The organism is Stutzerimonas nosocomialis (assembly GCF_005876855.1).
GTDB classification, from domain to species: domain Bacteria; phylum Pseudomonadota; class Gammaproteobacteria; order Pseudomonadales; family Pseudomonadaceae; genus Stutzerimonas; species Stutzerimonas nosocomialis.
The window spans coordinates 1-19,531 of record NZ_QLAE01000015.1 but is presented as its reverse complement, the minus strand read 5'-3'; the positions used below and the strand labels follow the sequence as shown (position 1 = coordinate 19,531).

General features: G+C 66.5%; 22 protein-coding genes. 13 read left to right on the top strand and 9 right to left on the bottom strand.

Annotation, left to right across the window (positions count from 1 at the left end):
* Positions 1–53 precede the first annotated feature (53 nt).
* The 3 genes from DN824_RS11230 to DN824_RS11220 form a co-directional block, all read right to left on the bottom strand.
* Positions 54–419 carry a GFA family protein gene (locus DN824_RS11230; RefSeq protein ID WP_138408492.1) on the bottom strand — a complete coding sequence of 122 codons (366 nt, stop codon included), beginning with the start codon at positions 417–419 and terminating at the stop codon, positions 54–56.
* A gap of 122 nt (positions 420–541) precedes the next feature.
* Positions 542–862 (bottom strand): putative signal transducing protein, encoded by a 321-nt coding sequence (locus DN824_RS22895; RefSeq protein ID WP_138408491.1) that lies wholly within the window; start codon positions 860–862, stop codon positions 542–544.
* Positions 863–937: 75 nt separating this feature from the next.
* Positions 938–1,351, bottom strand: a complete 414-nt coding sequence (locus DN824_RS11220; RefSeq protein ID WP_138408490.1) for a hypothetical protein — start codon at positions 1,349–1,351, stop codon at positions 938–940.
* Positions 1,352–2,006: 655 nt separating this feature from the next.
* Here DN824_RS11220 and DN824_RS22890 point away from each other — a divergent pair.
* The 9 genes from DN824_RS22890 (at position 2,007) to DN824_RS11175 (ending at position 11,634) form a co-directional block, all read left to right on the top strand.
* Positions 2,007–2,204, top strand: coding sequence for a hypothetical protein (locus DN824_RS22890; RefSeq protein WP_158295380.1), 198 nt, complete (start codon positions 2,007–2,009; stop codon positions 2,202–2,204).
* Positions 2,205–2,450: 246 nt separating this feature from the next.
* Positions 2,451–3,461, top strand: coding sequence for an isopenicillin N synthase family dioxygenase (locus DN824_RS11210; RefSeq protein ID WP_138408489.1), 1,011 nt, complete (start codon positions 2,451–2,453; stop codon positions 3,459–3,461).
* Positions 3,458–3,844, top strand: coding sequence for a VOC family protein (locus DN824_RS11205; RefSeq protein WP_138408488.1), 387 nt, complete (start codon positions 3,458–3,460; stop codon positions 3,842–3,844). Before DN824_RS11210 ends, DN824_RS11205 begins: the two co-directional genes overlap by 4 nt.
* Before the next feature lie 40 nt (positions 3,845–3,884).
* Positions 3,885–4,985, top strand: coding sequence for a BMP family ABC transporter substrate-binding protein (locus DN824_RS11200; protein ID WP_138408487.1), 1,101 nt, complete (start codon positions 3,885–3,887; stop codon positions 4,983–4,985).
* Positions 4,982–6,541 (top strand): ABC transporter ATP-binding protein, encoded by a 1,560-nt coding sequence (locus tag DN824_RS11195; protein ID WP_138408486.1) that lies wholly within the window; start codon positions 4,982–4,984, stop codon positions 6,539–6,541. The genes DN824_RS11200 and DN824_RS11195 overlap by 4 nt, the downstream gene beginning before the upstream one ends.
* A complete protein-coding gene (locus tag DN824_RS11190) occupies positions 6,534–7,661 on the top strand; it encodes an ABC transporter permease (protein ID WP_138408485.1) in 1,128 nt (375 codons plus the stop codon). Before DN824_RS11195 ends, DN824_RS11190 begins: the two co-directional genes overlap by 8 nt.
* The gene (locus DN824_RS11185; RefSeq protein WP_138408484.1) at positions 7,661–8,587 is read left to right on the top strand and encodes an ABC transporter permease; all 927 of its coding nucleotides are present in this window, start codon (positions 7,661–7,663) and stop codon (positions 8,585–8,587) included. Before DN824_RS11190 ends, DN824_RS11185 begins: the two co-directional genes overlap by 1 nt.
* 128 nt (positions 8,588–8,715) lie before the next feature.
* Complete coding sequence (locus DN824_RS11180) at positions 8,716–10,212, top strand: CoA-acylating methylmalonate-semialdehyde dehydrogenase (RefSeq protein ID WP_138408483.1); 1,497 nt, start codon at positions 8,716–8,718, stop codon at positions 10,210–10,212.
* A 159-nt stretch (positions 10,213–10,371) separates the two neighbouring features.
* Positions 10,372–11,634: a 3-phosphoshikimate 1-carboxyvinyltransferase gene (locus DN824_RS11175; protein WP_206666164.1), complete on the top strand. Its 1,263-nt coding sequence runs from the start codon at positions 10,372–10,374 to the stop codon at positions 11,632–11,634.
* A 31-nt stretch (positions 11,635–11,665) separates the two neighbouring features.
* On the opposite strand, the gene DN824_RS11170 is transcribed toward DN824_RS11175, so the two are convergent.
* The 3 genes from DN824_RS11170 to DN824_RS11160 form a co-directional block, all read right to left on the bottom strand.
* Positions 11,666–12,055 carry a hypothetical protein gene (locus DN824_RS11170; RefSeq protein ID WP_138408482.1) on the bottom strand — a complete coding sequence of 130 codons (390 nt, stop codon included), beginning with the start codon at positions 12,053–12,055 and terminating at the stop codon, positions 11,666–11,668.
* Positions 12,056–12,164: 109 nt separating this feature from the next.
* Positions 12,165–12,365 carry a hypothetical protein gene (locus DN824_RS11165; RefSeq protein WP_174236498.1) on the bottom strand — a complete coding sequence of 67 codons (201 nt, stop codon included), beginning with the start codon at positions 12,363–12,365 and terminating at the stop codon, positions 12,165–12,167.
* A gap of 89 nt (positions 12,366–12,454) precedes the next feature.
* On the bottom strand, positions 12,455–12,799 hold the full coding sequence (locus tag DN824_RS11160) for a zinc ribbon domain-containing protein YjdM (protein WP_138408481.1): 345 nt from the start codon (positions 12,797–12,799) through the stop codon (positions 12,455–12,457).
* A gap of 196 nt (positions 12,800–12,995) precedes the next feature.
* Here DN824_RS11160 and DN824_RS11155 point away from each other — a divergent pair, with 196 nt between their 5' ends.
* The 3 genes from DN824_RS11155 (at position 12,996) to DN824_RS11145 (ending at position 15,001) form a co-directional block, all read left to right on the top strand.
* Positions 12,996–13,430, top strand: coding sequence for a phage infection protein (locus tag DN824_RS11155; protein ID WP_138408480.1), 435 nt, complete (start codon positions 12,996–12,998; stop codon positions 13,428–13,430).
* Positions 13,431–13,549: 119 nt separating this feature from the next.
* Positions 13,550–14,260 carry a DUF1294 domain-containing protein gene (locus DN824_RS11150; RefSeq protein WP_138408479.1) on the top strand — a complete coding sequence of 237 codons (711 nt, stop codon included), beginning with the start codon at positions 13,550–13,552 and terminating at the stop codon, positions 14,258–14,260.
* A 105-nt stretch (positions 14,261–14,365) separates the two neighbouring features.
* The gene (locus tag DN824_RS11145; RefSeq protein ID WP_138408478.1) at positions 14,366–15,001 is read left to right on the top strand and encodes a c-type cytochrome; all 636 of its coding nucleotides are present in this window, start codon (positions 14,366–14,368) and stop codon (positions 14,999–15,001) included.
* Here the strand turns inward: DN824_RS11145 and DN824_RS11140 are convergent.
* Both DN824_RS11140 and DN824_RS11135 read right to left on the bottom strand, forming a co-directional pair.
* Positions 14,995–15,477, bottom strand: coding sequence for an acyl-CoA thioesterase (locus DN824_RS11140; protein ID WP_138408477.1), 483 nt, complete (start codon positions 15,475–15,477; stop codon positions 14,995–14,997). The genes DN824_RS11145 and DN824_RS11140 overlap by 7 nt on opposite strands.
* Before the next feature lie 73 nt (positions 15,478–15,550).
* Positions 15,551–16,312 (bottom strand): phytanoyl-CoA dioxygenase family protein, encoded by a 762-nt coding sequence (locus DN824_RS11135; RefSeq protein ID WP_241666693.1) that lies wholly within the window; start codon positions 16,310–16,312, stop codon positions 15,551–15,553.
* A gap of 317 nt (positions 16,313–16,629) precedes the next feature.
* Here DN824_RS11135 and DN824_RS11130 point away from each other — a divergent pair, with 317 nt between their 5' ends.
* On the top strand, positions 16,630–17,163 hold the full coding sequence (locus DN824_RS11130; RefSeq protein WP_138408475.1) for a cytochrome b: 534 nt from the start codon (positions 16,630–16,632) through the stop codon (positions 17,161–17,163).
* A gap of 22 nt (positions 17,164–17,185) precedes the next feature.
* Here the strand turns inward: DN824_RS11130 and DN824_RS11125 are convergent.
* The coding region (locus DN824_RS11125) for an SbcC/MukB-like Walker B domain-containing protein (RefSeq protein WP_282097004.1) at positions 17,186–19,531 on the bottom strand (2,346 nt) is incomplete at its 5' end.

Sequence of the window (19,531 nt, the reverse complement as noted above, 5' to 3'; positions counted from 1 at the left end):
GGTTTGGCTATCTCGGAAATTAATCTGCTCCTTTTCTTCTTTTCTAATTATTGTTACCTACTGTTTAGCCAGCATGCTCTAGACCCCAAATGAATATCTTTGATGCTTCTCGGTTCAAAGCGGCTGTCGAGTAACGCCACAGCTATAGATACCCAGTCAGGAAATTTTTCACTACCGCTCCATTCGATACTGGAGCCGCAAACGCTACAGAACTTCCTCACGACACTCCTGGATGAGTTGTAAGAGGTCAGCAGTTGCGCGGATAGATACTCCAGATCATGTCTAGGCACACTTGCATACGTGGCAAATGCAGCGCCGTGCTGCTTCTGGCACATCCTGCAATGGCAGTTCGACACTGCCTTGGGCTCGGACCGTAAGCGGAATGAAACCGCGCCACATAAACAGCTACCGCTGTGCATTCATACTCCTGCAGCTAACGTTTGGTTAAAGGGCGGGCTTTAGCCCATTCCCGTGGGCGAAGCGAGCGGTTTGAAGTGCCTGTTATGTGCAACCGGATGCCGGCGGCAAAGGATAGCCAGGGTCAATTTGAGCCCCCGCAATTCCAGCAAGACATAAAGTTGCCAGGGTTGCTCTCCTTGCATTTTTTGCACAGCCACTCAATCTCACTGTGCGGATCATTTGACTCTTGATCGTGTTGATAGCGCCCGACTAATTTAGCAGCGATTTCAAACTGTTCAGGGTGAACCCAGAGTTCAGGATGTATTGGTCTATGGAAAGATACAATTGAACGAATAGAGCCTTGGTGCTCATTTAGTATTTTTACGGTTATGCCATTGCTTTGCAGGTAGCTGGCTATCAAATTAACCTGAATGAGGCTGTCAGATTCCAAAAGTTTTCGCACAGTTAACGCACCTGACGTTTGGTTAAGGGGCGGGCTTTAGCCCGTCCCAGTGAGCGAAGCGAGTGATTTGAACCGCTAATTAGAGGGCCTTGTTGCGCGCGTTCTCATGGTGTGGCCGACGCCTGCCGAGAGCGTAAATAAAACTGTAAGCCTGATAATTGCTACGGCAGAATAATTTAGCTGCGACAGGCGGCTTTCTAGATCGTGCGTTTGGGATGCAAGCATCGCTATTCCGATAAGGCAAAAAATGGTGCCATAAGTGCCACCTACAATCGCGCCGTTCTTTAACGGAGAAGTAACTGAAAAGTATCCGGCGGTGAAGCCACCAATAAGCCAAGGCAACGAATAAAGAGCCTCAAGAATGAAGCTCGGATACAACCCGGAAAATGGCTCGATGAAAACTAGCTCGAGCCCAGATTTTACAAGCTGTGCAAATAAATAAGCTGCGATTGTTGCGAATAAGCCGAATTGTAACGGGCGTAGCTTCATGGGGCTCTCTAACGTTTGGTTAAGGGGCGGGCTTTAGCCCGTCCCAGTGAGAGAAGCGAACGGTTTGAGCGTTTCCGAGGGGTGGTGACTGTATAAGGGCGTTATACACCCCGTTTTGTAAACCGCGATTGCTCGGTCAGGTGGGGGACCCGATCCGGCTTGAACACTACTTGAGCGGAACTGAGCGTGTCTATCGCGGGCGGATAACACTCGGTATTCGTTTTGAGAATGCGGACATTCGCACCAAATGCAGCCCCTCGCTGTTAGGGCGTCACTTATGACTCAGGGGTTCGCCAGCAGTGTTCGTCTGAGTTAACGAATCTTTAGATTGGCGCCGCGAGGTGAGCGCGGCGTCAGTTTGCCGTTAGAGCTCGATGAATATCCCGGCCTGTAAAGCGCGAGGCGCACCCGGGTAGGCCCAGATGTTGCCCCAGGCGCGCTCGTCATAGTCTCATCGAAGACGTTGTCGAGGTTGAGGTTCACGCGGATGCGGTCGGCCAGCGGGTACTAGGCCAACCAGGTCGGCGACCGTGTAGCCGTTCATGTCGAAGGCGGTGGAGGAGATGCTGCCTTGCGGGCACCCACATACTTCACGCCGACACCCACGCCCAGGCCGTCCAGCACGCCATTGTCGAACTCATAAGCGTCGAGCAGGTTGAAACTGTGGCGTGGCACGTTGGCCAGGCGGCTCCGACGGGCAGGCTGGCGCTGGTGCTTTGGTTACTTCCGCATCCACGTAGGCGTAGCCGCCGATCACGCGCGTTATCAAAAAGACGCGTTCTTTCTCATGGTTGCCGCCATTCTGCACATCGTCGTGCTGCAGGTTGCCATTGCACAGCACGCCCGCTTCTAGTGCCCTGCTGCACAAACCAAGTGCTCTGATCCAGACCAAACGATCCACCGTTTCCGCTCGGATTCTGTAAGTCGTTGATCCATAAGTGCATCGTTTGGGTGGCACGCTTTCTGCTCTTTGCTCCGCTGTCGGCCCGGCGTGCGAACGGGGCGGCCGGGCCCGTGGGGCTCGACTTTCCGAGAAGCGCCAGCGCCCGTGTGCGACGCGCTCGAGCAATCCGCCTTGCGTTCAGAGGAGTGCTTCACCATGACTCTGCAATACGTCCCTATCATCGACCTGGCGCCGTATTTCGCCGGCACGCCGGAAGGCAAGCAGCAGGTGGCCAAGGCCGTCGACCAGGCCTGTCGCGACATCGGCTTTCTGGTCATCACCAACCATCAGATCCCCACCGAGCTCGTAGAGCGCGTGTCGCGGCTCACGCGGCAGTTCTTCGCCTTGCCGTTGCCGGAAAAGCGCAAGGTCGACCGGCCCAGCCCGGAAATGGTGCGCGGCTACAGCGCCGTGGCCGAGGAGAGCCTGTCGTACTCGATGGAGGAGGCCGCACCGGGCGATCTGAAGGAATCCTTCTCCATCGGCCCGAGCGACGTGCCGGACGAGGACTACTACCACTGCGCCGCCGCCGGCCCGCATTTTGCGCCGAACGTCTGGCCGACCGGCATCGAGGGGTTCGAGCAGGCCTATCGCGAGTACTTCGAAGCGATGAGCGACCTCTCGCAGTCGCTGATGCGTATCTTCGCCCTGGCGTTGGCGCTGCCGGAGACCTTCTTCGACGACAAGATCGACAAGCACATCAGCATGTTCCGCAGCCTGAGCTACCCGGACGTGAAGGGCGAGGTCGAGCCCGGCCAGATGCGCGCCAGCGCTCACACCGACTACGGCAGTCTGACCATCGTCAAGCCGGACAACGCCCTGGGCGGCCTGCAGGCGCGCAACCGGCAGGGCGAGTGGGTGGACGTGCCCTACGTGGACGGCGGCTTCGCGGTGAACATCGGCGACCTGATGATGCAGTGGACCAACGACCAGTGGATTTCCACCCTGCACCGCGTGGTCAACCCGCCCAAGGACAGCCCCACCGACAACGGCCGCCAGTCGCTGGTGTTCTTCCACCAGCCCAACTACGACGCGGTGATCGAGTGCCTGCCCGGCTGCTGCAGCGCCGCCAACCCGCCGCGCCACGCGCCGGTCACCTCCGGCGACAACCTGCTCTCCAAGTTCGTCAAGCAGACCACCTTCGGCAAAGGCCTGGAGGTCGCATGAACACGCTCTCCTACGTCAACGTCTTCGCCCGGGACATCGAGGCCCTGAGCGGCTTCTACCGCGAGCTGTTCGGCTTCCGGAACATTCCCGAGATCGCCTCGCCGATCTTTCGCGGGCTCGACACGGGCAAGTCCTGCATCGGTTTCAACGCGCTGGAGGCCTACGACCTGCTGCACCTGGAGGAATACGCCGACACCCGCGGCTGCAAGTTCCTGCTCAACATCGACGTCGAGGCGCAGGAGGAGGTGGACCGCCTGGTGCCCATCGCCCGCGACCTGGGCGCGACCCTGATCAAGGCGCCGTACCGGACCTACTACGACTGGTACCAGGCCGTACTGCTGGACCCGGAAAAGAACGTGTTTCGCATCAATTACAAGCTTTGACCTGCACTGCCTTCCGATAGCCAACTTCAGGAAAACGACAATGCTGAATCAGTTCATGAAACGGACCTTGTGTGCGGCGGTATCGCTCGGCCTTGCGGGCGCGGCGGGGACGGCAGGGGCACAGGAGGGCCTGACCCTCGACAAGCCGGCGAAGATCGCCATGCTCTACATCAGCCCGCGCAACGATGGCGGCTGGACCCAGGCCTTCGACGAGGCGCGGCAGAAGCTCGAAGCCGAACTCGATACCAAGATCCAGTACGTCGAGAGCGTGCCGGAGAACGCCTCTTCGATCCGCCCGGCGGTGGACCGGCTGATCCAGCGCGGCGCCAACGTCATCGTCGGCACCGCCTTCGGCTACTCGGACACCTTCAAGGAACTGGCCGACAAGTACCCGAACGTGGCCTTCCTCAACGGTTCGGGCACCACCAACAGCGCAAATCTCGAATCCTTCTACGGGCGCACCTACGAGAGCCAGTACCTGTGCGGCATGGCCGCCGGCGCGGCGTCGAAGAGCGGCAAGCTCGGCTTCGTCGCGGCCAATCCCTTCGGCCAGGTGAACTGGACGGTCAATGCCTTCGCCCTCGGTGCCCAGCAGATCAACCCGGACGCCACCGTCACGGTGGTCTACACCGGCGCCTGGAACGACCCGGTCAAGGAACGCGCCGCGGCCATGGCGCTGATCGACTCCGGTGCCGACGTCATCGGCCAGCACGTCGACAGCCCGACGCCGCAGATCGTCGCCCAGGAGCGCGGCGTGCACGGCACCGGTCACCACCGCGACATGAGCGAGTTCGCCCCGGACGCCACGGTCTGTTCCTCGGTCTGGGTGTGGGACCGGTTCCTCGCCCCGGAATTGAAGAAGATCGCCGCCGGCAACTGGACGCCCCCCGAGCACGGCGCGCTGCTGTCCATGGCCGAGGGCGGCACCGACGCGGCCTGCTGCGGCCCGGCGGTCTCCGACGAGCACAAGGCGAAGATCATGGCGGCCCGCGAGGAGCTGCTCAACGGGCAGAAGAAGATCTACGCCGGCCCGATGGTCGACCGCGACGGCAAGGCGCGCATCGCCGAGGGCGAGGTGATGGCCGACTCCGCGCTGTGGCAGATGGACTGGTTCGTCAAAGGCGTGACGACGCAGCAATGAGTGCGCAGAACGCGCTGCAGCTCAGCGGCATCAGCAAGTCGTTCGACGGCTTCATGGCCCTGTCCCATGCGGATTTCACCGCCCGCTGGGGCGAGGTGCATGCGTTGCTCGGCGAGAACGGTGCAGGCAAGTCGTCGCTGATGAACATCGCCGCCGGGCTCTACGCGCCGGAGAGCGGCTCGCTGCTGATCGACGACAACCCGGTGCGCCTGAGCGGCCCGCGCGACGCCAGCCGCTACCGCATCGGCATGGTCCACCAGCATTTCAAGCTGGTGAAGCCGTTCACCGTGGCCGAGAACATCCTGCTCGGCCTGCCCGAGCAGCCCGGCAACAGCACCTTCACCGGCAGCCACCGCCAGCGCCTGCGCGCGCTGGAGGCGCAGATCCGCGAGAAGGCGGCCGAGCTGGGCTTTGCCATCAACCCGGGGCAGTCGACCGAGCGTCTTTCGGTGGCCGAGCAGCAGCGGGTGGAGATTCTCAAGGTGCTGCTGGCCGGCGCGCGCATCCTGATCCTCGACGAGCCCACCGCGGTGCTCACCGACCAGGAGGCCGAGCGCCTGCTGGAGACGGTGCGCGCCTTCGCCCGGCAAGGCGCGGCGGTGGTGCTGGTCACCCACAAGATGAGTGACGTGAAGCGCTTCGCCGACCGTGTCACGGTGATGCGTGGCGGGCGAACGATCCAGACACTCGATCCGCAGAGCGTCTCGGTGCCCGAGCTGGTACGCCTGACGGTGGGCGATTCGGCCCCGGCCAGCGAGTACCAGCCGGCCACGCCCGGCGAGGTGCGCCTGCAGGTGCGCGACCTGCGCTCGCGCGGCGGCGGGCATGGTGCGCTCAACGGCGTGACGCTGAGCCTGCGCGCCGGCGAGATCTACGGCATCGCCGGCGTCGGCGGCAATGGCCAGGGCGAACTGGCCAACGTCTTGATGGGCCTGCCCGAGCCCTGCGAAGGCGAACTCGAACTGGCCGGTTTCGGCGACCTGCGTCGGGCCAGCAGCGAGCAACGTCGTGAGTTGCGCATCGCCGCGATTCCGGCCGATCGCTATGGCACCGCGCTGGCCGGTGAACTCTCGGTGGCGGAGAACTTCGGCGTCGGGCAGATCCATAGCGGGCGCTACGGCTCCTTCTTCAACCTGCGGCGCAAGCGCCTGGAGCGGGAAGCCGCCGAGGCCGTCGCGGGCTTCGACGTGCAGGGTGTGCGCTCGCTGAAACAGAAGGCCGCGCTGCTCTCCGGCGGCAACGCGCAGAAGCTGGTGATCGCCCGCGAATTCTCCCGCGACCCCCAGCTGGTGCTGGTGCACAGCCCCAGCCGTGGGCTCGACGTGCGCGCCAGCGCGGCGGTGCATGCGCGGCTGCGTGCCGCCCGCGATGCCGGCGCGGCGGTGCTGGTGATCAGCGAGGACCTCGATGAAGTGCTGGCGCTCGCCGACCGCATCGGCGTGATGAATGCCGGGCGGATCGTCGCCGAGTTCGAGCGTCCCGCCGACCGCCAGGCCATCGGCAAGGCGATGGTCGGCCACGCCGGTGCAGCCATGAATGAGGTGAGCCATGAATGAACAGGTACGCCCCGTGATCCTCGAACAGGCCCGGCCGACGGCCAAGCTGCCCCTGCTCGCCCGTCGCTATGCGCTGGAGGTCCGCCAGCAGCTGGCCTGGCCCTGGCAGGTGCTGATCCTCGGGCTGGCGCTGCTGCTGGGGCTGGGCATTTCTGCCGCGATACTCATCGCGGCCGGGGTGCCGGCCGGCGAGCTGCTCAACGAATTCGTCGTCATGACGGTGTTCGATGCCCAGAGCCTGAAGGCCGTGCTGTTCCAGGCCGCGCCGATGATCCTCGTCGGCCTGGCCGGCTGCATGGCGTTTCGCGCCCGCTTCTGGAACCTGGGGCTGGAGGGCCAGATGATCTGGGGCGCCATCGGGGCGACGGCCGTCTCGCTGTTCCAGATCGGCCCCGAGGCGCTGCGCCTGCCGCTGATGCTGGTCGTGGCGATGCTCTGCGGTCTCGCCTGGGCGCTGGCGCCGGTGCTGCTCAAGCTGCGCCTTTCGGTCAACGAGATCATCTCCACGCTGATGCTCAACTACCTCGCGCTCAATTTCCTGCTGCACCTGCTCTACGGCAGCTGGAAGGACCCGAGGAGCTCGTTTCCCTACTCGCCGCAGTTCCAGCCCTTCGAGCGATTGCCCGAGCTGTTCGACGGCATCAGCGCGGCGGTGCCGCTGGCGCTGGTGGTCGCGCTGCTGGCGTTGTGGTTCCTCGGCATCTCCCGCGCCGGGCTGTACCTGCGCTTCGTCGATGCCAACCCTCGGGTAGCCGGCGCGGTGGGCGTGCCGGTGCGCAAGATGATCATCGGCACGGTGCTGCTCTCCGGCGCCATGGCGGGGATCGCCGGCTTCATGGTCATCGCCGGGCAGGAGGGGCGGCTGACCCAGTCGTTCTACCAGGGGTACGGCTTCTCCGGGATTCTCATTGCGTTCCTGGCACGCAACAACCCGCTGGCGGCGCTGGTGGTGGCGCTGCTGATGGCGATGCTGTTCGTCGCCGGGCGCAGCCTGCAGGTGTTCTACCAGATCCCGTTCTCCATGGTGCAGCTGATCCAGGCGATCCTGGTCATCTGCGTCGCCTCCTCGGATTTCTTCATCCGCCACCGTATCCGCCGCGTTCAGGGAGGCGAAAGCTGATGGACATGATCGCCAACTGGCTCGGCAACACGCCGGACTTCGCCGTGCCCTTCGCCCTGGCGGCGCTGGGGCTGATCCTCACCGAACGCGCCGGCGTGCTGGCCCTGGGCGCCGAGGGGCTGATGCTGGTCGGCGCGCTGGCCGGGATCGGCGCGCAGCTGGCCTACGGCACCCCGGGCGTTTCGCTGCTGCTGGCGATGGGCGCGGCGGCGGTGGTGTCCCTGCTGTTCGCGCTGATGGTGCTGGTGCTGCGCATCAACCAGGTGATCGCGGGCCTGGCGCTGGTGTTCTTCTGCCAGGGACTGACCGGGTTGCTCGGCACGCTGCTGGACTGGACCAACAAGCCGGTCCGGGGCCTGGGCGCCGTCGAGCTGTGGCCGCTGTCGGAACTGCCGCTGGTGGGCAAGGTCTTCGTGCAGAACCCGCTGGTGTTCATCACGCCGCTGATCTTCCTCGCCGTGGTCTGGTTTCTCGGCCGCACCACCACGGGCCTGCGGATGCGCGCGGTGGGGGAGAACCCACAGGCGGCGGATGCGGCGGGCATTTCCGTGCTCGGCTACCGGCTGGCGGCGATTCTCGCCGGCGCCGCGCTGATCGGCCTGGCCGGCGGCTACATCTCGGTGCTCAGCACCAAGCTGTGGATCGCCGACATGACCGGCGGGCGCGGCTGGATCGCCGTGGCGCTGGTGATCTTCGCCCGCTGGGCGCCGTGGAAGGCCCTGGCCGGTGCGCTGCTGTTCGGCTGCATCGAGGCGCTGATCCCGCAACTGGCCGCCGCCGGCGTGCGTCTGCCGCAGTACTTCGTGCAGATGACGCCCTATGCCGTGACCCTCGGCGTGATGATCTGGGTGGCCATGGGCGCGCGTGCCGGCGCCGACCAGCCGGGCGCGCTCGGGGTGCCCTTCATCCGCGAGGAACGCCGCTGACGGGCGGGCGCCGGGGCGGCGGGCGGCGTGCTAGTCTCGAACAGGCGCGCCGCCCGCGCCCGGTGCCCGCGACATTCCCGGCCGCGAGCCGACACCTTCGCTCCACCTACTAGAACAAGGGAATCACCATGAGCACCATCCCCCATCTGATCAATGGCGAGCGTATCGCCGGCGCTGGCCGGACTGCCGATGTGTTCAATCCGTCCACCGGAGAGGCCATCCACCAGGTCGCCCTGGCGGATCGCGCGGTCATCCAGCAGGCCATCGACGCGGCCAAGGCGGCGTTCCCGGCGTGGCGGGCGACCCCGCCGGCCAAGCGCGCGCAGGTGATGTTCCGCTTCAAGCAGCTGCTCGAAGACAACGCCGAGCAGATTGCCGCGCTGATCAGCCAGGAGCACGGCAAGACCATCGAGGATGCCGGCGGCGAGCTCAAGCGCGGTATCGAGAACGTCGAGTACGCCTGTGGCGCGCCGGAGCTGCTCAAGGGGGAGTACAACCGCAACGTCGGCCCCGACATCGACGGCTGGAGCGATTTTCAGCCGATCGGCGTGGTCGCCGGCATCACGCCGTTCAACTTCCCGGCGATGGTGCCGCTGTGGATGTACCCGCTGGCGATCGCCTGCGGCAACTGCTTCATCCTGAAGCCATCGGAGCGTGATCCAAGCTCGACGCTGCTGATCGCCGAACTCATGTACCAGGCGGGCCTGCCCAAGGGCGTGCTCAACGTGGTGCATGGCGACAAGGAAGCGGTCGACGCGCTGATCGAGGCGCCGCAGGTCAAGGCGCTCAGCTTCGTCGGCTCGACGCCGATCGCCGAGTACATCTACAGCGAGGGCGCCAAACGCGGCAAGCGCGTGCAGGCCCTCGGCGGGGCGAAGAACCACGCGGTGCTGATGCCCGACGCCGATCTGGACAACGCGGTCAGCGCCTTGATGGGCGCGGCGTACGGCTCCTGCGGCGAGCGCTGCATGGCGATCTCGGTGGCGGTCTGCGTGGGCGATCAGATCGCCGATGCGCTGGTCGCCAAGCTGGTGCCGCAGATCAAGGCGCTGAAGATCGGCGCCGGCACCCGTTGCGGCCTGGACATGGGCCCGCTGGTCACCGGCGCGCACCTGGACAAGGTCACCGGCTACGTCGAGGACGGCGTCAAGGCCGGCGCCGAGCTGGTGGTCGATGGTCGCGGCCTGAGCGTGGCCGGCAACGAGAACGGCTTCTTCCTCGGCGGCTGCCTGTTCGACCGGGTCACCCCCGACATGCGCATCTACCAGGAAGAAATCTTCGGCCCGGTGCTGTGCATCGTCCGGGTCAATAGCCTGGAAGAGGCGATGGCGCTGATCAACGAGCACGAATACGGCAACGGCACCTGCATCTTCACCCGCGACGGCGAGGCGGCGCGGCTGTTCTGCGACGAGATCGAGGTGGGCATGGTCGGCGTCAACGTGCCGCTGCCGGTGCCGGTCGCCTATCACAGCTTCGGCGGCTGGAAGCGCTCGCTGTTCGGCGACCTGCACGCCTACGGCCCGGACGGCGTGCGTTTCTACACCCGGCGCAAGTCGATCACCCAGCGCTGGCCGCAGCGCGCGAGCCACGAGGCGGCGCAGTTCGCCTTCCCCAGCAACGGCTGAGGCAGGGCGACGAGCGAAAGGCCAGTCGTGAGACTGGCCTTTTTGTTTGCCGCAGCGGTTGTCGCGGGCCGGGTTGTTTCATAGTCTGCATGCCCCGGCGTGCCTCGCGGCCGCCGTCGTCCTTTCATCTGCGCCGACAGCAGGCTATCGAGCATTGGCATGAGCGACTTTCTGCAACGTACCTCCCTGACTCCGATTCCGGTCCAGCATCCTCTGCGGGGGCGGCTGACGCTGCCCGGCTCCAAGTCCATCACCAACCGGGCACTGTTGCTGGCGGCGCTGGCGCGCGGCACCAGCCGGCTCAGCGGCGCGTTGAAGAGCGCCGACACCCACTGGATGGCGCAGGCGTTGCGGGCCATGGGCGTGACGGTGGAGGAGCCCTCGGCCGACAGCTTCGTGGTGCACAGCGAAGGGCGCCTGGTCGCTGCGCAGGAGCCGCTGTTCCTCGGCAATGCCGGCACGGCGATGCGCTTTCTGACCGCGGCGGTGGCCAACGTGGAGGGGCAGGTGGTGCTCGATGGCGACGAGCACATGCGCAAGCGTCCGATCGAGCCGCTGGTGCAGGCGCTGCGCGCCCTGGGCCTGGAGATTTCCGCCAGCGGTGGCTGCCCGCCGGTGACGGTGCAGGGGGCGGGGCGCCTGCGCGGCGGGCGCATCGAGATCGACGGCGGGCTGTCGAGCCAGTACGTCTCGGCGCTGCTGATGGCCGCCGCCTGCGCCGAAGGCCCGTGCGAAGTGGCGCTGCTGGGCAGCGAGATCGGCGCGCGCGGCTACATCGACCTGACGCTGGCGGCGATGCGTGCCTTCGGTGCCGAGGTGGAGCAGCTCGACGCCGCCACCTGGCGCATCCTGCCGACCGGCTACCGCGCCTGCGATTTCGTCATCGAACCCGACGCCTCGGCCGCCACCTATCTGTGGGCCGCCGAAGCGTTGACCGGCGGCGCCATCGACCTGGGCGTGCCGGCCGATGCGTTCATCCAGCCCGACGCCCGGGCCAAGGCGGTGATCGATGCCTTCCCCGAGATGCCGGCGGTGATCGACGGCTCGCAGATGCAGGACGCGATCCCGACGCTCGCCGTACTGGCGGCCTTCAACCGCACGCCGGTGCGCTTCACCGGCATCGCCAACCTCCGGGTCAAGGAATGCGACCGCGTCGCCGCGCTGGCCACCGAGCTGTCGCGCATTCGCCCGGGCCTGGGCATCGAGGAGGGGGACGATCTGCTGGTCGCCTCCGACCCGTCGCTGGCCGGCCAGCATCTGCCGGCGCGTATCGAGACCTATGCCGATCACCGTATCGCCATGAGTTTCGCCCTGGCCGCGCTGAAGATCGAGGGGCTCGAGATCCTCGATCCGGGCTGCGTGGCCAAGACCTATCCCGGCTACTGGGAAGCGCTGCAAGCGCTCGGCGTGCGCTACCGCTGAGCCCGGGCGGGCAGCCGGTCGCGGCTGCCGCTCAATCCATCGAATCGGCGCTCGGCGAGGCGTCGGCCGGCTTGCAGGTGATCTCGGCATAGGGGCGGTCCGGCGAGTATTCGCCGGGAACGCGCTCGATCACCTGGCTGTTGGGGTCGACCGTGAACGTCGGCGTAGTGGCCGCCGTGGTGCGGTCTTCCGGTGCCATGTGGAATTCGCAGGACGCCATCTGCGCGCTCTGGTTCATCACCTTCACGGCGCGCACGCCTACCAGCTCCGGCCCGTTCTGCGTCTGCAGCGGAACGCCCATCGGTTCGACGACCAGATCCAGGCCATTCAAGTGAGTGACGATCTCCACCTTCTGCGACTGGGCGAATGCGGCGGAGCAGAACAGGGCTGCCGCACAAACGGCGAACGAGGGCTTGACCATGGGGCCTCCTGGTTGGGTCGGTTACCCATAGGAGATGAGCGAGCCCCCGGAGTTCGCCCGAGGCGTCGCAAAGATGATTTCAGCGTGTGGATCGGCGCCGGCATGGCGGTCATTGCGAGGCGCGCAGCGCCTCTTCCAGGCGCTGGTTGCTCTGCCGGTTGGCCTCGTCGATCTGCTGCTGCAGCCGGGCCATCTGTTGCTGCGCCTGGCTGGCCTGCTCGGCCTGGAGACTGGCGGTGGCGGCGGTTTCGCCTGCGCCGCAGCCGGCCAGGGCGAACAGGCTGACGAGCAGGGCAAGGGCGTGGCGCATGTCGGGACTCCTGAACGCGTGTGGGCTCGGCCTTCGACTCTAGCGCAGCCCCGCGGGCCGGGGCGTGACCGACTCTGCGCCGCGGCGGCTCAGCTCTTCTTGACGAATTCGGACTTGAGCTTCATCGCGCCGATGCCGTCGATCTTGCAATCGATGTCGTGGTCGCCCTCGACCAGGCGGATGTTCTTCACCTTGGTGCCGACCTTGACCACCAGCGAGGAGCCCTTGACCTTGAGGTCCTTGATCACGGTGACGCTGTCACCGTCCTGCAGCGGGTTGCCCACCGCGTCCTTGATCACCTTGTCGCCTGCGCCGGCGGCTTCTTCGCCTGGCGTGGACGACCACTCGTGGGCGCATTCGGGGCAGACCAGGATCAGGCCGTCTTCATAGGTGTATTCGGATGCGCAGGCGGGGCAGGGCGGCAATGTACTCACGGGTTCCTCGCGGACAGGGCGGAAAAAGGCGCGGATTGTATAGGGTTTTGTTCCTGGCTGCCGGACCTGGCGCCGCTTCGGGGGCAACCATCAATTGCGGCAATGAAGGCTATCAGCCCTGTCTGTTTCACCAGGGCGGGGGTCGCGGCGCAGTATTCACCCCGTAGCCACTTCCCAACCCTTCGAGGAACCGATCATGAAAACCGAAACCATCGCCGCGCTGTTCATCGCTGCCCTGGGCGCCGCCAGCAGCTTCGCCGCCACCGACCTGGTCGCCGAAGGGGGCGCCGAGCGCACCGGCATTCACCGCGTTGCCGAAGACGGTGCAGACCGCGTTGGCGCACATCGTCTGGCCGAAGGCGGTGCCGAGCGTACGCTGAACCGTCGCGTTGCCGAAGACGGCGCCGACCGCGTTGGTGCACATCGTCTGGTCGAAGGCGGTGCCGAGCGTACGCTGAACCGTCGCGTTGCCGAAGACGGCGCCGACCGCGTTGGCGCACATCGTCTGGCCGAGGGCGGTGCCGAGCGTACGCTGAACCGTCGCGTTGCCGAAGACGGCGCCGACCGCGTCGGGGCGCATCGTCTGGCCGAAGGTGGCTCCGAGCGTACCCTCATCGGCCGTACAGCCTGATCGAGGGCTGCATCACCAAGGGGCGCCAGCGGGCGCCCTTTTTTTGTTTGTGCGCGGGTGTGGTGACCGTGGCGGCGGCCCTTGGGTAGCATCGCGTCTTTGCCTGGACCGAACGAGACATGGAACAGCGCGGGACCTTGAAATCCTGGAACGAGCAGAAGGGCTTCGGCTTCATCCGTCCACAGGGCGGCGGCGCCGAGGTGTTCGTCCATGCCTCCAGCGTGCGGGGCGACCGGCGCCCGGTGGCTGGCGACCGGGTGCTGTTCGTGGGCGGTCGCGACGAACAAGGCCGGCCGCGCGCCGAGTGGATGCGTCTGGAGGCTGGCCTGGCGCCAGATCAGCCGGCGGCCGGGCGAACGTCCAGGCCCGCCAGGAGCAGCGCCTCCCCGCCGAAGGGCCAGGCGCCGCGTCGTGCCGCGCGAGCCGCCGGCATGCGCCACCTTCCGGCGAAGCTCGTCGTCTTCGCGCTGCTCTGCGCATTGCCGCTGTGGGGCGGGCTGCAGCCGCTGCTGGCGGGTCGGATGCCGGTCGTCCTGATGATCTATGGCGCGGCGAGCCTGGTGACCTTCCTGCTCTATTGGCGCGACAAGCACAGCGCGATGAAGGACCGCTGGCGCAGGCCCGAGAGCCGGCTGCACCTGTTCGAACTCGTCGGCGGCTGGCCCGGTGCCCTGGTCGCCCAGCAGCTGCTGCGGCACAAGACGCGCAAGCTGGGCTTCCAGCTGCCGTTCTGGTTCATCGTGCTGATGCACCAGGCGTTCTGGATCGACCTGCTGTTGCTGCGCGGCACGCTGGGTGCCGAGCGCCTGCGGCCGTTGCTCGGCCTCTGAGGCGGGGCTATCACCGGGTTTATTGATCTGCGCCAGGGTGCGCACGGGGAGAGGGACTTAGAGTCGCGCCCATAAAAATGGACGTGTACCGACAGGATCTTTCCCATGCGTTTCGTGTTTTTCGCCCTGTTCTGCAGCCTGGCTTCCCTGGCTCATGCCAACGAGGAAGCCGCTGCCCGATTCAACGCCCTGATGGCCGACGATGCGCTGCGACAGCAGGCCTACGCCGCCGGGCAGGAGCGCATCGTGCTCTGCGGCCATTGCCATGGCAGCGACGGCAACAGCAAGCGCGAGCACATCCCGAATCTGGCCGGCCAGAATCCGCGCTACCTGTTCAGTTCGTTCGAGAAGTTCGCCGACGGCCAGCGCAGCGACTACGTGATGTCGCAGCTGGCGCAGATCCTTTCGCTGGAGGAGCGGGTCAACATCGCCGTGTACTTCAGCCAGCAACGGGTCAAACCCAAGGCCCATAAGGTCGACCCGGCGCTGAGCCTCAAGGGCGCCGCGGTGTTCAGGAACACCTGCATCGCCTGCCACGGCGCGCATGCCCAGGGCCAGGAAAGCGCGCCCCGCCTGGCCGGCCAGCCGGCCGAATACCTGCAACGCACCCTGAGCCGGTTTCGCGACAAGGACCCGAGCCGCGCCGGCTCGCCGATGCTGCCCATCGCGGCCATCCTGTCGGAGCAGGACATCACCGCGGTGGCGGCCTATCTCTCGCAGCTGTCGGGGACGGCTCAGTAGGCGTCTTTCAGGGCGAGGTAACGCGCTTCGAGTTCCTGGCGGATCTGCCGGCGCTGCTGCGCCTGGGCGAAGCGCCGCTTCTGGTCCGGCGTCTGCGGTTCGAGCGGGGGAACCGTGGTCGGCTTGCCGTCGGCATCCATCGCCACCATGGTGAAGAAGCAGCTGTTGGTGTGGCGTACGGTCTTCTCGCGGATGTGTTCGGTGATCACCTTGATGCCGACTTCCATCGAGGTGTTGCCGGTGTAGTTGACCGAGGCGAGGAAGGTCACCAGTTCGCCGACGTGGACCGGCTGGCGGAAGTTGACCTGGTCGACCGACAGGGTGACCACGTAGTGGCCGGCGTAGCGGCTGGCACAGGCATAGGCCACTTCGTCCATGTACTTGAGCAGCGTTCCGCCGTGCACGTTGCCGGAAAAGTTGGCCTGATCCGGGGTCATCAGCACGGTCATGGACAGTTCTGCGCTTCCTAATAGCATTGCATCGAAACTCGTCGAGGGCGGGGGTTCGCTAACTGTAGTGGATTGCCCGCCCCGGTGGCGAACGGCCGCTTCAGTCGTATTCGGAGGGTTCGTGATCGCCCAGCAGCCGGCGCTGGCGCGGCGTGGCGGCGGCCAGCACCCGGGGATCGAAGCGCCATTGCAGATACGGCGAGAATTTCTGCGCCACCATGCGCCGACCGTAATGCACCTGCAGCAGGTAGCGGATGCGGTCGCCGCTGAGGTTGCGGCTGCCGGCGTGCCAGAGGTCGCTGCGAAACAGCAGCACGTCGCCGGCTTCGCAGAGCACGGGTTCGGCAGCGCGGCCGCGCCAGTGGGTTTCGCCCTCGGCCGGCGCGCGCCCGGCCCGGTGGCTGCCGGGAATCACGCAGGTCGGGCAGAGGTCTTCGGTGATCCTGTCGATGAACAGGTGCGCGGTGAGGATCTGCATCGGCACGCGAAAGTCCGGGTCCGCCAGCAGGGATTCGGGCAGTTCCATGACCTGGTAGTCCTGGTGCAGGTCGCCGCCGATGAAGCCCGGATGGCAGCGCCAGGCGGTTTGGCCGATCACGTGGCAATCGGCGCCGAGCGCGGCCTCGGCCAGCTCGATCACGCCGGGCAGGTCGAGGTAGGGCAACCATAGCGGGTCACGGTTGAACACGCATTTGTAGTGGTCGACCAGGCCGGTGTAGTCCCAGTGCTCGGGGCGCAGCGCGTCGATCGCCTCGTGCAGTTCGGCGATCCGGCCGGCGTCGAGCACCCCGCGCAGCAGGACGAAGCCGTCGCGGTGCAGGGCCTCCAGGTGCGCGGCGATGGGTGGGTCCGAAGGTGTCACCGGTCCTCCCGTTTCAGGTTTCGGCCAAGGTCTTGGGTGGTTCCTGTTGGAGGCCGACAGGTTGTTGAAAGGTCCGTTGATTATCTTCCCCGCACCCCCGGCAGCGCCGGCGGGTCGACGCCGCGCCATGAGCGCAGCGTTCGCTTTTCCCAGTGTGTGTGTATCGTTCGGCCCCGGCGGCGTCGCCACAAGTGGCGCTACCGGGCTCGTCCTATCCGCCTTTCCCTTCTGAAACACCTTGCAAAGGCCGTCTCGCTTCACCTCGTCAGCACGGAGCGAGACAATGCCCGGCTCGCCATGACGATTAAGGATTGCCCATGCAATTGCCGCGTTACACCGCCACCCAGATCGGCTTTCACTGGATCAGCGCGCTGCTGGTGCTGCTGATCATCGCCTTGCCCTACGGCAGCGGCCTGATTTTCGAAAGCCTGCTGGGCGGCCGGGGCGAGGTCTTCACCCTGCACAAGTCGCTGGGCGTGGCGGTGCTGGTGCTGACCGTGCTGCGGCTGTGCTACCGGGGCCGCAAGGTGCCGGCCCAGGCGCTCAAGCCGGAGGAGTCGATCGCCCAGCAGCGCGCCGCCAAGGTCGGTCATGGCCTGCTCTACCTGCTGCTGCTGGTGATGCCGATTTCCGGGCTGATGTTCGGCAGCCGGCCGTTCAGCCTGTTCTGGCTGGTCGAGATCGGCCCGCTGCCGTTGTCGTCGGACGTGCGCGGCATCGCCAAGGAGGTCCACCTGATCAGCCAGTACCTGCTGTTCGCGCTGATCCTCGGCCACGCCGCCATCGCGCTGTGGCACCACTACGTGCGTCGCGACGACGTGCTCAAGGGCATGCTGCCGTTCCTGCGCTGATCCCCGCCAACGGGCAGGGCGCCTAGGCGCCGCTGCCCACGATCCTCAATCCGCTCTGACCGTTGCCCTGGCGCTGCACCTGGATCTGCACCGGGATGCGCTCGTGCATTTCCGCCACGTGTGAAATCACCGCCACCTTGCGCCCCTGGGCCTGCAGCGAATCCAGCGCGTCCATGGCGATCTGCAGCGATTCGGGGTCGAGGCTGCCGAAGCCTTCGTCGATGAACAGCGACTCGATCCTGAGCTTGCTCGAAGCCATCGAGGCCAGACCCAGGGCCAGCGCCAGCGAGACGAGGAAGGTCTCGCCGCCCGACAGCGAGTGCACCGAGCGCAGCTCGTCGCCCATCTCCGTGTCCATCACCAGAAGCCCCAGCGGGCTGCCGCCGCGCTTGAGCCGGTAACGCCGGGCGAGCTGGCGCAGCTGCACGTTGGCGTGCTGCACCAGCAGGTCGAGGTTGTAGGCTTGCGCGATCTTGCGGAAGGCGCCGCCGTCGCTCGAACCGATCAGGGCGGCGAGGCGGCCCCAGCGCTGGCTCTCGGCGGTGGCGTCGGCGATCTGCGTGAGCAGTGCCTGGCTCTGGTTGCGCCGCCGGTCGTCGTCGAGCAGGGCGGCGCGGGTCTCGGTGCCGCGCTGCTCGGCCTGTTCGCACTGGGCGAGCTGGGCGTTCAATCGCTCTTCCAGGGTTTCGGCCTGCGCCGCCTCCGGCTGTTCGGCGCGATGGGCCGTCAGCCGCTGCTCGCAGCCGTCCAGGCGCTCGCGACCCCGGGCGAGCTGCTCGGTGTTGGCCCGCAGCCGCTCGCGTGCTTCGCCCAGTAGCGCATCGTCCAGCTGCAGCAGCTGCGCCAGGGTCGCATCGTCCAGATCGGGGTGCGCGGCGCGCCAGGCGGCGAGTTCGTCGGCCAGAGCGCTGCGCTCGGCCAGCAGCTCGTCGCGGCGCTGGCTACAGTTCTGCTGCTCGCCGGCGAGCCGGGTCAGCTCGACGCGCGCCTCGTTGAGTTGCCTGTCCACTTCGACCTGCCGCTGCCGGGCGGCCTGGATCGTGGCTTCGAGGCGCTGCTGCCACGCCTGGGCGCTGGGGTGCTCGCCCAGGCTTTCGCGCAGGCGCTGGCGGCAGGCCTGCTCGCGGTCTTGCAGCTCGGCGAGGCGGCTGCCGCACGCCTTGTGCTGGTCGAGGCGATGCTGTTGCAGCAGCTGCTCGCGCTCCAGCGCGGCCTGGCGCTGTTGCCGTTCTTCGGCCAATGCCGCGTGCTGGTCGATCTGCTGGCGCCGCGCCTCGACCTGGCCGTCCAGCTGCATGAAGGTCTCGGCGGATGCCTCGCGCCAGCGATCCAGCAGGGCGGCGGGCAGCAGGCCGGCGAACTCGGCCAGCTCCTCTTCGAGCCGCTCGTTGTCCCGTTCGATAGCGGCGCGCTGACCGGCCAGCGCCTGGGTGGCCTGGACGCAGGCTTCGCGGGCGTGCTGCCAGTCCCTGTGCAGCGTTTCGCTGCGCTGCTGCAGCCCGAGCAGCTCGCGCTGGCGGGCATTGGCGGCGGCGATGTCCTGCCGCAATGTCGCGATCCGCCCGTCGAGCCAGGACGGTCGTTCCGTATCCGGCTGGGCCAGCAGCTCGGCATGGCCGGGCAGGGCCGCCAGTTGCGGCTCCAGTCGGGCCCGTTCCTCGGCGATTTCCGCCTGGCGCTGGGCGTTCTGCTTGAGCCCGGTGGTCAGAGCGATGTGCTGGTCGCGCAGGGCCTGCAGCTTTTCGTCCTGGGTCTTGAGCTGCCGCTGCGCCCGCTCGACTTCCTGCTCGTCCTGCTGATCGAGGGCGGCGAGCAGGGCCGTGCCGTCGTGCCAGGGGTGCTCGGCACTGCCGCACACGCTGCAGGGCTCGCCCGGCACCAGCGCCGCCCGCAGGGCCTCGACGTTGGCGCTGCGTGCCAGACGCTGGCGATCCAGCACTGCCTGCACCACCTTGAGCGCCTTCTCCGCATCGTCGCGTTCGCTGCGGGCGAGCTTGCCGGCCTGGGTCAGTGCGTCGAGTTCGGTCTGCTGGCGGCTCTGGTCGCTCTCCAGGGTTCGCTGTTGGGTGGCGAGCTGCTGCTGGCGCGACCAGAGGTGGTGCAGGCTTTCCCACTGGCGTTCGGCTTCGCGCCAGGATTCGAGCCGGGCGTTGAGGTGCGCGAGCTGTTCGCCCAGGCCCGTCTCGCCGCCGATCTGCGCCTGCAGTTCATCGAGCGCTTGGCGCGCGCTGGCCTGTCCGGCTTCGGCCGCCTTGGCGCTGGTTTCCAGGGCCGGCAGTTCCCCACGGCCCTGACGCAGGCGGGCGGCGATCTGCACGGCCTGCTGCAGGCGCGGCCGGTAGCCGCTCCAGGCTGCGCAGAGCGGCTG